The sequence below is a fragment of the Gelidibacter sp. genome (assembly GCF_039916245.1).
Taxonomy (GTDB): domain Bacteria; phylum Bacteroidota; class Bacteroidia; order Flavobacteriales; family Flavobacteriaceae; genus Gelidibacter.
Genome location: NZ_JBDSLS010000194.1, coordinates 1 through 10,117 on the forward strand (window position 1 = coordinate 1; position 10,117 = coordinate 10,117).

Below are 10,117 nucleotides of genomic sequence, written 5' to 3' on the forward strand. Positions count from 1 at the left end.
GAAGCCAGTTCCTTAACCCGAAAAACCCAAATCAGCAAAGGTGTCGGAACAGGTGGCAACGGTGCTAATATACCTTATGGCTCGTTTCAAACCTTAGGAGATTTGTGGTTGGATTTTGATAATGACATTTCTTTTGAAAACTATCATCGTGAACTGGATTTGGAGGATGCCGTGGTAAGGATAAGCTACACTCAAAACGGAGTTCGATTTAAAAGAGAGATTTTTGTAAGCGAACCAGATCAAGTCATGGTGGTTAAACTGACTGCTGATCAACCAGGGAAAATCTCTTTTAAAGGCCAGCTTACAAGACCAGAAAAATTCACAACTACGGCCTCAAATGAGCAATTGATTATGCAGGGCACATTATCCGATGGCAAAGGAGGTGAAGGATTGCAATACATGACGCGGTTAACTGCTGTCCATAAAAAAGGTCATATTGACTATTCTGACGCTGGAATTACCGTGGAAAATGCCGATGAAGTTACTTTGCTTTTGAGCGCCTCAACCGACTACCTCTTAGATTACCCTACCTATAAAGGCAGAGATTACAAAACAATTACTAATGCCAACTTAATACAAAGCAAACAAAAAAGCTATAATGTGCTTTTAGATACTCATAAAAAAGACTATCAAAATTATTACAAGAGAGTTAGTTTAAATTTGACATCCCAACCCGATACCATACCCACAGACGTTCGTCTTCAAAATTTTAAAACCAACCCTTCAGATCCCTATCTGATTGAAAAACTATTCCAATATGGAAGGTATTTGTTAATATCTTCCTCCAGACCAGGTACATTACCTGCAAATTTACAAGGAATTTGGACAGATAAAATCCAAACGCCATGGAATGGAGATTATCATACCAATGTGAACGTCCAAATGAACTACTGGCCAGCCGAGACAACCAATTTAGGTGAAATGCATTTGCCTTTATTTGATTTGTTAGCGTCTATTCAAGAACCGGGCGCTAAAACAGCTCAAGTGCATTACAATGCTAAAGGATGGATTTTACATCCGGTAACAAATGTTTGGGGATATACATCTCCTGGAGAAGATTCAAGTTGGGGAATGCACATAAGCGGGGGCGCATGGCTAAGCACTCACATTATGGAACATTATTACTTTACTTTAGACAAGGCGTTTTTAGAAAAAACCTACCCAATATTAAAAGCTTCCGCTGAATTCTATATAGATTGGTTAATTAAAGATCCTGAAACAGGAGAGTTGGTGTCCGGCCCGTCATCCTCTCCAGAAAACACTTTTTTAGCACCAGATGGCACCCGTAGCCAGATTTGCATGGCGCCAGCACATGATCAACAGGTCATCTGGCACCTTTTTAAAAATTATATTGACGCTTCAACAGCATTAAATATTAACGACCAGTTCTTAACTAAAATAAAGGCTGCACAAAAAGAATTGTCACAGCCAAAAATTGGCAGTGATGGACGCTTAATGGAATGGAATGAAGAGTTTGAAGAAGTAGAACCTGGTCATCGTCATATTTCTCACTTATTCGCATTGCATCCTGGATATCAAATAGACGTCAACAAAACACCCGAATTGGCTCAAGCCGCACGTCAATCCTTGGACTTTAGAATTAAAAATGGTGGCGGACACACGGGTTGGAGTGCAAGTTGGCTGATCAATCAATATGCAAGATTGGGAGATGCAGAACTAGCAAAAATCAACTTGCACAAAGTCATTTCAGAAAGTTTAAGTCCGAACTTGTTTGGGCTTCATCCACCCTTTCAAATTGACGCTAACTTTGGGAGTACGGCAGGAATTGCAGAAATGTTACTTCAAAGCCAATCCGATGAATTATCAATACTTCCTGCGTTGCCTAAAGATTGGGCGCATGGAGAGGTAAAAGGTTTGGCTGCAAGAGGAGGTTTTATAGTTGATATAAAATGGGAATCTGGAAAACTTATGGATCTAAAAGTTATGTCCAAAAACGGCGGGATCTGCAAACTTCGTTATGCAGGGAGAGAAATGGTCTTACAAACTAAAAGTGGAATGACATATTCTCCTGTTAAGAATGGAAAAATAATGGACGAGATTTCCAGTTCCCGAAATTAAACGACCAAACCATGGTTTTAGGAGCTCCAGTTTTATGAAAAAGATAAGAAGAGTTTTCGGATATTAAAAAAGGAAGATAATTTCCATAGCGAAAAAACGAAGTTGAATGTAATTATGTTCAACTAAATCATTCAGTTCTACCAAATATGTAGCAAAGAGTTTACCCAAAATAATTGCAATTCCTATGATATGGCAAACAACAGATATAGAATAAGTATTCTTATCAAAAAGGATGTTTCGCTATTTTATATCTTTAATCATTGTTGTCCGATTAAAGTTGCGTTGATTTTCTGAGAATAGTGATCAATAAAGTTCTTTCAACGTTTTTGATCCTCAATCCCCTTCATTTCTCGGTTTTTGAAAACTATTTCTAAAACATCATAATCCATTCTAATTATGAATTTTACAGCCCATATTTTCAATTAATTACGTGTTTAGTCTTGGTTCTATCAGCGGAGCGGCGGTTACTGATCTTGTCGAAGTGTCATAATTCTTTTCCGGACAATAGTGATCTTTAATATATATCTAAATTTATTTTAAAGAGAATATCAAGTAAATCCTAAGTTTTAATCATTGTAATAAATAGTCCATTTTGGAAACATTTTTTTTCTTTTGAAATTTTCCTTTAAAAAATAAAACTCCTGATCCAAGTCCTTGGCATTTCTCACAAATAGATAGGTGTTTTTATATTTAAAACGTTCATTTACCTTGCTAACGATCTGTTTATCATTCATATCCCAAAGATGCTCCTTCCAACTATCGTCGTTTTGAAATTGAATCTCTCTTTCTGTAGTATCGTGATTGAATTTGAGGGTTATAAACTCGGCATCGGTATAAAATGGAATCGAACTTAAGAGATAGTCATATACAAAAATGGTGTTTTTATTATCGCCAGACATCGATTTTGTGAAGTCCACAATTTGCTTTGTAGAATTTATCAATGAGTTGTTTTTATTGAATATTTGACTTGAAATCAACAGTAGGGAAACACTAAAAACAGCAGCCAACAAAACAGGTTTTAAGCGGTGGCTATCTTGAATAAAAAAATTGACAACCAACACTATTACTAAGGCCAGAAAACCAACAATGACCGGCAATATTGAAACATGGACACTCTCCAAATCCAACCCGTAAAATATAACCAATGCAGCACACAAAAGGGCGGAAAAAGACAAAAACCCAATTGTAATAATCTTTCTGGATACTAAAGGCATAGTTTGCAATTGTGAAGCGATAAATATCGCCAACATCCAGAAAACAGGTAAAATGTACATGATGAGCTTTGTACTAAACATCGAAAATAAGATGAACAGCGCAAAGGCCGCCATCAACAAAAGCCTATTCTGTTGATTCATTCCTGAAAGCTGGCTGAATCTTGATTTCAACTTTGGAAGGATCCCAAGCCACCAAGGGAACAACAACCCGACAATTAAAGGTAAATAAAACCAAAAGGGCTTTGAACGGTTGTAGGCCTTAGAATTCATGCGTGCGACTAATTGTTTTTCCACAAAATAATTCCAGAGCTTCGGATTGTCGGCAATTACCATAAGATACCAACTTGCGCCAATTGTAAGGCACAAAAGAAAACCAATGATATGATGGACATTAATGTTGGATTTCTTTTTAAAAATAAATTTATAAGCAATGATGTAGGTCAGAATAAACAGTAATGCCACAGGACCTTTGGTCAGTAGAGCCAAGCCCACAAATACATAAAAAAGATATAAAAAAAGCACCTTTAACTTGATGGTATAATATTGCCAACAGTAAATTGAGGTCAATATAAAAGTGGTCAAAAAAGCATCTGTTGTAAGGTTTCTGCTTGAAATAATCACGATAGGCATTGTAAAATATATTATACCAGAAACAAATGCTATTTTTTTATCTGTGAAAAGCAAATTAGCCATACCATAAATAAGCAGCAATTGAACGGCAATGGCCACCTGCAAAAAAAATCTGGCACCAAATTCATTTACACCAAAAATACGGTAGCCCAAGGTAGTGATATAGTAAACCATTGGTGGTTTATGAAAGTGGAAGACACCTAGTAGTTTTGGGTTGAGATAATCGCCCGAAACAACCATTTCACGACTGATTTCAGCATATCTCGCTTCACTTGTTTCCGCGAGACCATAATTACCCAATCCTAAAATTAGAACACCGAATGCACAACAAACGAATAATAAAAAATAAGAGTCGATGGTTTTTTTCAATTCTTAAACATTTAATTTGAAAATTTAAAATTCTGACTAGAATCTAAAGATTATATAAAGTTCTTCTGTCAATGCCAATACTGAACATGAATTCGCCATCAGATTTCCTGTTTACGAATAATAATAATATTTCTACCGTAGAGAAAAACACCCAAGGCATGGCCAATAAACAAGACAGGGTCTTTTCGCAGAATGGCGTATATTAATATCAAAACAGAACCAAATAAGCTCATAGCCCAAAAACCCATAGGCAAGGATGATTTTTTTCTTATTTCAGAATATAGCCATTGATAAACGAACCGCAATGTAAAAACCACTTGCCCTAAAATACCAAACCATAAAAGCCAAAAGGGGATCTCTAAATTATTAAAAAGCAATTCCCTATCGTAAACTTGATTATTATATCCAAAAAACAAAATCAAAAGTGGGAAACCACAAAGAAACCATCGAAATAATTTAGGGAACAATCGCCAACTATCCTGTAATTGCATATTTCTTATATAAATAAAATAGGTAAATATCTGACCAAACATAATTGCAAAATCATTACGCAAATAGCCATATATAAAAAGTAAAAAAGAAGCCAGCAAGCTCAATTGCCAAAACAATACAGGTGTCAATACTTTCTTTTTTTTTTCGGAAGCAATCCATTGTAAAATCGAACGGCTTGAAAACAAAAATTGTGCACAAAAACCAATGCTATATATAAGCCAATGACTCATCCTCTACTTGAAACTTGGTAGTTGATATACCTTTTTTTCATCCATAAATATGCGAAGCAATCTGCTAAGGGGCCAATAATTCGATTCCAAAGTCCAAATTTTGTTTCTCCTGAGATTCTTGGAAAGTGCCTAACAGGAATTTGTTTCACTTTTCCATTTTGCAAGAGCACCATAGCAGGTAAAAAACGATGCAGTCCTTTAAACATAGGGATGCGCTTTGCATACACTGAGTTTATAATTTTGAGCGGACAGCCAGTATCGTCTATACCATCATGAGTAAATCCAAGTCGAATACCATTCGCTATCTTAGAGGATATTTTCTTTATAACGCTATCCTTTCTATCAATTCTTACACCAGTGACTAAATCATAGTCATCAATAAATGGGAGCAAGAGATTAAAGTCCATCGGGCTTGTTTGTAAATCCGCATCTATATAAGCTATATGAGAACTTTCAGCAAAATCAAAACCAGCTTTAATTGCCGCACTTAAGCCATAATTTTTATCGAAATCAATATAGTTGAAGCTTGAGTTATCATTGCATAATTGCTTAACGATTTTCAAACTATCATCGGTGGAACCATCATTTACAAAAATCACAGTCGATTTAATTTCTGATTGATCGATAAACTTCTGTAATTCTTTACTGAGACGAAGGAGGTTGCCCATTTCGTTATAGACGGGTACTACAATGGTCATTGAGTGTCTCATAAAATTTCATGATGATTTACACAATGTTAAGATAAGTAATTGATTCTAATGAAAACTAAAAGTGTAGCGAAATTTATACATACTTTTTTAAGAAGTCTTTTGGAACTTTCCATCAATTCCAACCGATGAGTGACCTATAAGTATTCGTTATATTTTTAATGAGATTGTGTTTCAGTTCTTATGAAATTAATACAATTGAATTATTAAGAGAAGATTATTATAAATCATTTCGTCAACGGCCATTTAGCTCCTAAAAATGTAGACTATCAACCTGTGATAGCGCAAGTGTGTAGATTTCATATCAGTTTGATCGAGATAATTCTTGCGACAAATTATAATTAAGCACTAGTCAAAGCCACAAAAAAAGCAATAAAACTGAACATCGAAATAAGATTACATTTATCTTTATAGTATCATACTCCAAATACGATTGATCAATTAACAGCGAAATTCCGATACCTATCAGGAAAATTTTACCTGAAGCCCTATTTTAAGACTTGACTTTAAAAACTATCAAAATGATTCAAATTCAAGATAGACATCCCGCTGATATCGCAGAACATCTTGCTTTGTTAAACCGAAAGGAAAGAGATATGGCGTTCTTAATGCTTAAAGATAAAAGAACTGAAGTCTTTAGTTATTTGGACGATTCGTTAAAACATGAAATTGTAAAAAGCCTTGGCGACAAGGAGCTTGAAGAGCTCATTAACAATATGAATCCTGACGATAGGACGGCTCTTTTTGAAAATTTTCCGGATGAACTTATCAGGCATTTAATAAATCTTTTATCGGATTCAGAAAAAGATATTGCCCTAAATTTAATAGGTTATAAAAAAGATAGTATCGCCCGATTAATGACGCCCAATTATGTACAGACGAAGCCCAATTGGACCGTGGCGAAAGTTTTAGACCACATTAAAAAATTCGGAAGAAAAGCCGAAACACTCAATTTTGTATATGTCGTTGATGAAGACAACCATCTGATCGATGATTTAAGAATTGGTCAATTGCTAATGGCAGAGCCAGATACGCAAATTTCCACACTTATGGACAAGAGATTTATTGCTATCCATACCAATATTAACATTGAAGATGCCTTCAATATATTTGATAAATATGACCGCTCTGCTTTGCCCGTCATCACGAGTAATGATATTTTAGTAGGCATTGTTACTTTTGACGACATCTTAGACAAAATGAAAGATCGGGATACCAAGGACATTCACAAATTTGGAGGTGTTGAGGGCTTGGATCTATCCTACACTAAAACCCCGATGCTGGAAATGGTAAAGAAAAGAGCGGGTTGGCTGGTGATTTTGTTTTTAGGAGAAATGCTCACCGCATCGGCAATGGCCCATTTTGATGGAGAAATAGAAAAAGCCGTCGTTTTAGCTTTGTTTGTACCACTTATTATTTCAAGTGGCGGTAATTCTGGTTCCCAAGCAGCTTCATTGATTATTAGAGCCTTGGCCTTGAGAGAATTACAACTCAAAGACTGGTGGTATGTGATGAAAAAAGAAATATTTTCGGGATTACTGCTGGGTACTATTCTTGGAGTCATTGGTTTTATACGGATCCTAATTTGGCAAAAAACAGGTATTTATGACTACGGCCCCTATTGGATACCAGTGGCATTGAGTGTTTCTAGTTCATTGGTTTTTATTGTGCTTTGGGGAACGCTTTCAGGATCTTTAATTCCGTTCGTTTTAAGGAAAACCGGTTTAGATCCGGCAACCGCATCAGCGCCTTTTGTAGCAACCTTAGTAGACGTTACCGGATTGGTAATTTATTTTTCAATTGCAGCCATGTTTCTTTCTGGGAAATTGCTTTGAGAAGAACTGTTGCAAACACACATATAAACTAAGGTTCACACAAGCCAAACAATCAAAAACTCAGAACCTATTTAAAATCTTTGCTTGATAAAACTCGTTATCAAACACAACTTTATTGATAAAAATAAAAGCCTGGTGCAAATCTTCAGGAGGAAAATTAAAATGTCAGGTTTCCCGTTCAAATAGCTGTGAAATAAAAAACTACCATTTAGCGGTTCCAATTTTTCAACAATAGCCTTTAGAGCCATATGCCACTAAATAACCGTTTACATTGCTCATGCAAGATGGTGCGCACCGATGGCAAACGGAACAACAGGATTGGCAGTGCCATGATAAAACACACCCGGAACAGTATTAAACGTTGTGATTAAGGACCTGTCTAAAATAGCTCCTGAAACGGAAATAACTCCCGCCAATTGTTGGTGTGCTTTTGATATAATTCTGGTTGATGACGAGATTCTATTCTAGGTTAAATCTAAAATCGTTTCGCACAAGCACTACCAAAAAGTATGAACTTACGGTCATCAAATTTAAATTCCGATTTGTATTTAACCAGATACAACAATCAAGACGGCATCAACCAACCTATTTTCAATTATTTAGCACTTGTAATACCTTTTACGCATCGTATTATGTAAATTTGGGAGAAAAGCTGCTCAGACATGAAAACAAATTCAAGATTGATAAGTAACTACGACTACAAAAAAATGTTTTTGCCCAATGTCTCGCGGCATGATCTTTTTAATTTTTCAAGCCTGCAGAGTTATCGCATTGAAAGATATCTTAAGCACATTGTAATTCCCGTCACGCCCTATCAAACGTCCTTTAATTTTTTGATTTTCGTGACGAAGGGCTGGATAAAACAACAACTGGAAAACTCAGTATTTGAGGTTAAAGCCAACGGCGCAATCAATATAAGACAAGGAAACTACACTGCTACTTTAGAACTTTCCGATGACGTGGAAGGCTATTTTGTGGTTTATGAAAATGAAATTGTTGATAAAATCGTTCTGAACAGCAAGGATCTCAACTTTTTTTATACCACTCCATTTTTGATTGTCAAAGAGAAAACCATAAGTTGGATTACTAGAATTTTTGGATTACTTGAAGAAGAATTGCGGGATATTGAATCCAACCAGACCATCTGTATCTTACTCTTTGAATCCATTTTATTGAAAATTATACGTGCTGAAAATAAAAACTATCAGGCTTTATCTCATATGAGCTCGATTTCTTTTCGTTTTCGTGAGCTCGTTCATAAGCACCACGTAGATCACAAAGAGATTGGATTTTATGCGCAAAAATTAAATCTTTCTGATAATTATCTGAATAAATGCGTGAAGGAAACCACGGGAAAACCGCCAAAACAATGGGTCAATGAAATCAGTATTCTTCATAGTCAGATCCTTTTGCAGGACAGTTCAAAAGAAATAGCACAAGTCGCTTTTGAGCTCAATTATCAGTCAGGCTCCTATTTCTCGAGATTGTTCAAAAAAGTTACCGGACTTACACCTACTGAATACCGTTCGTCAAGATCTTCTTAGACGTTTTTCTGCTCCTTTACTTTTTGCCAAACGGATTTTTCCAAACCACATCAATTGCTAAATAATTGACGTCCACCACATTTGATTTTCCGATGATATTGTGCATATATCCCAAATCGAAGGTGAATGGAATATCCTGCGGCGTGATGGAATAATAAAGTCCCAAACGCGCTTCTTTATATTGGAAATTTGAATAGTTATTTTTTGGATAATTCTCTTTACTGATGGCAAACAAGGCTTCGGCACTTCCAATAATATGATGGATTTTCTGGGTACCAAGATCAAAATTCAATTGGGTTTTTAAACGGGTGCGCAACTGAAAATTCTCATCAGTTTTAGTGAAATCAGGATTATAGAATTTCCGAAACTCTTGTCTAATCGTATTTTTCCATGTGATGTGATCCGTGCCCGTGATATAAGAAAAACGTCCATAAACTCGAAATTCCTGTTCGATTGCCGGGGATAATTTCTCATAGGGCGCAGACGAATCGTAAAGATTGGAACGTCTATAACTCAGCGCATAGGAATATTCCCAGTTTTTATGAAAACGGTTGGAGATTTCCTCATTCAAAACCAAAATGCCCATTTTTGTAAATGGGTTGGTATTATCAGGATCGCTTTTATATCCCAAACCTACATAGGTTGTGGAAACTTTGTGCTCCAGCGAATCTAAGGACTGCTTGATACCAAACGCAAACCAAGCGGCGGTTTTTGCCTTCCCCAATCCCGGAGGACTTAATTGTGCGTATGAATTGGAAAAAGCGGCCATAAAAATGACCGCTAATAGTAATGTTTTGTTTTGAAAACATATTTTTTTCATGAGTTCTAAAATTTAGAATTTATAACTTATTCCTGCCTTTACTGTAAGTGGTGTTCCTGGTGCATAGCATAATTCTGAAATAGCACTAGGCTCATTTCGGATTGGAACTGTTTTCCAAATCAAAGCGTCGGATGTATTTGTTATCAAAACCGTAAATGGAACGGTTATCGGTCTGCTCAATTTCATCGCCATAAACA

The 10,117-nt window shown here is 36.0% G+C and carries 8 protein-coding genes; 3 read left to right on the top strand and 5 right to left on the bottom strand.

The window, feature by feature from the left end; translation table 11 throughout:
- A partial coding sequence (locus ABIQ28_RS10385; protein ID WP_348036981.1) for a glycoside hydrolase family 95 protein occupies window positions 1-2,079 on the top strand: 2,079 nt, incomplete at its 5' end.
- Between the two features lie 566 nt (window positions 2,080-2,645).
- On the opposite strand, the gene ABIQ28_RS10390 is transcribed toward ABIQ28_RS10385, so the two are convergent.
- The 3 genes from ABIQ28_RS10390 to ABIQ28_RS10400 form a co-directional block, all read right to left on the bottom strand.
- Window positions 2,646-4,292: a glycosyltransferase family 39 protein gene (locus tag ABIQ28_RS10390; protein ID WP_348036982.1), complete on the bottom strand. Its 1,647-nt coding sequence runs from the start codon at window positions 4,290-4,292 to the stop codon at window positions 2,646-2,648.
- 98 nt (window positions 4,293-4,390) lie between these two features.
- Window positions 4,391-5,014 carry a lipid-A-disaccharide synthase N-terminal domain-containing protein gene (locus ABIQ28_RS10395; RefSeq protein ID WP_348036984.1) on the bottom strand — a complete coding sequence of 208 codons (624 nt, stop codon included), beginning with the start codon at window positions 5,012-5,014 and terminating at the stop codon, window positions 4,391-4,393.
- A complete protein-coding gene (locus ABIQ28_RS10400; protein WP_348036986.1) occupies window positions 5,011-5,724 on the bottom strand; it encodes a glycosyltransferase in 714 nt (237 codons plus the stop codon). Before ABIQ28_RS10400 ends, ABIQ28_RS10395 begins: the two co-directional genes overlap by 4 nt.
- A 521-nt stretch (window positions 5,725-6,245) precedes the next feature.
- Between ABIQ28_RS10400 and mgtE the strand changes: the two genes are divergently transcribed.
- Window positions 6,246-7,556 (top strand): magnesium transporter, encoded by a 1,311-nt coding sequence (mgtE, locus tag ABIQ28_RS10405; protein WP_348036994.1) that lies wholly within the window; start codon window positions 6,246-6,248, stop codon window positions 7,554-7,556.
- A gap of 275 nt (window positions 7,557-7,831) precedes the next feature.
- Here the strand turns inward: mgtE and ABIQ28_RS10410 are convergent, their stop codons facing one another.
- Window positions 7,832-7,972, bottom strand: coding sequence for a hypothetical protein (locus tag ABIQ28_RS10410; protein ID WP_348036988.1), 141 nt, complete (start codon window positions 7,970-7,972; stop codon window positions 7,832-7,834).
- A 246-nt stretch (window positions 7,973-8,218) separates the two neighbouring features.
- Between ABIQ28_RS10410 and ABIQ28_RS10415 the strand changes: the two genes are divergently transcribed.
- On the top strand, window positions 8,219-9,100 hold the full coding sequence (locus tag ABIQ28_RS10415; RefSeq protein WP_348036990.1) for a helix-turn-helix domain-containing protein: 882 nt from the start codon (window positions 8,219-8,221) through the stop codon (window positions 9,098-9,100).
- A gap of 16 nt (window positions 9,101-9,116) precedes the next feature.
- Here ABIQ28_RS10415 and ABIQ28_RS10420 read toward each other — a convergent pair whose 3' ends face one another.
- Complete coding sequence (locus ABIQ28_RS10420; RefSeq protein ID WP_348036992.1) at window positions 9,117-9,920, bottom strand: DUF2490 domain-containing protein; 804 nt, start codon at window positions 9,918-9,920, stop codon at window positions 9,117-9,119.
- Window positions 9,921-10,117 lie beyond the last annotated feature (197 nt).

Coding starts and splice junctions, on each gene's coding strand:
- ABIQ28_RS10395 (WP_348036984.1), bottom strand. CDS start 5,014: ATGAGTCATTGGCTTATATATAGCATTGGTTTTTGTGCACAATTTTTG.
- ABIQ28_RS10400 (WP_348036986.1), bottom strand. CDS start 5,724: ATGAGACACTCAATGACCATTGTAGTACCCGTCTATAACGAAATGGGC.
- ABIQ28_RS10415 (WP_348036990.1), top strand. CDS start 8,219: ATGAAAACAAATTCAAGATTGATAAGTAACTACGACTACAAAAAAATG.
- ABIQ28_RS10420 (WP_348036992.1), bottom strand. CDS start 9,920: ATGAAAAAAATATGTTTTCAAAACAAAACATTACTATTAGCGGTCATT.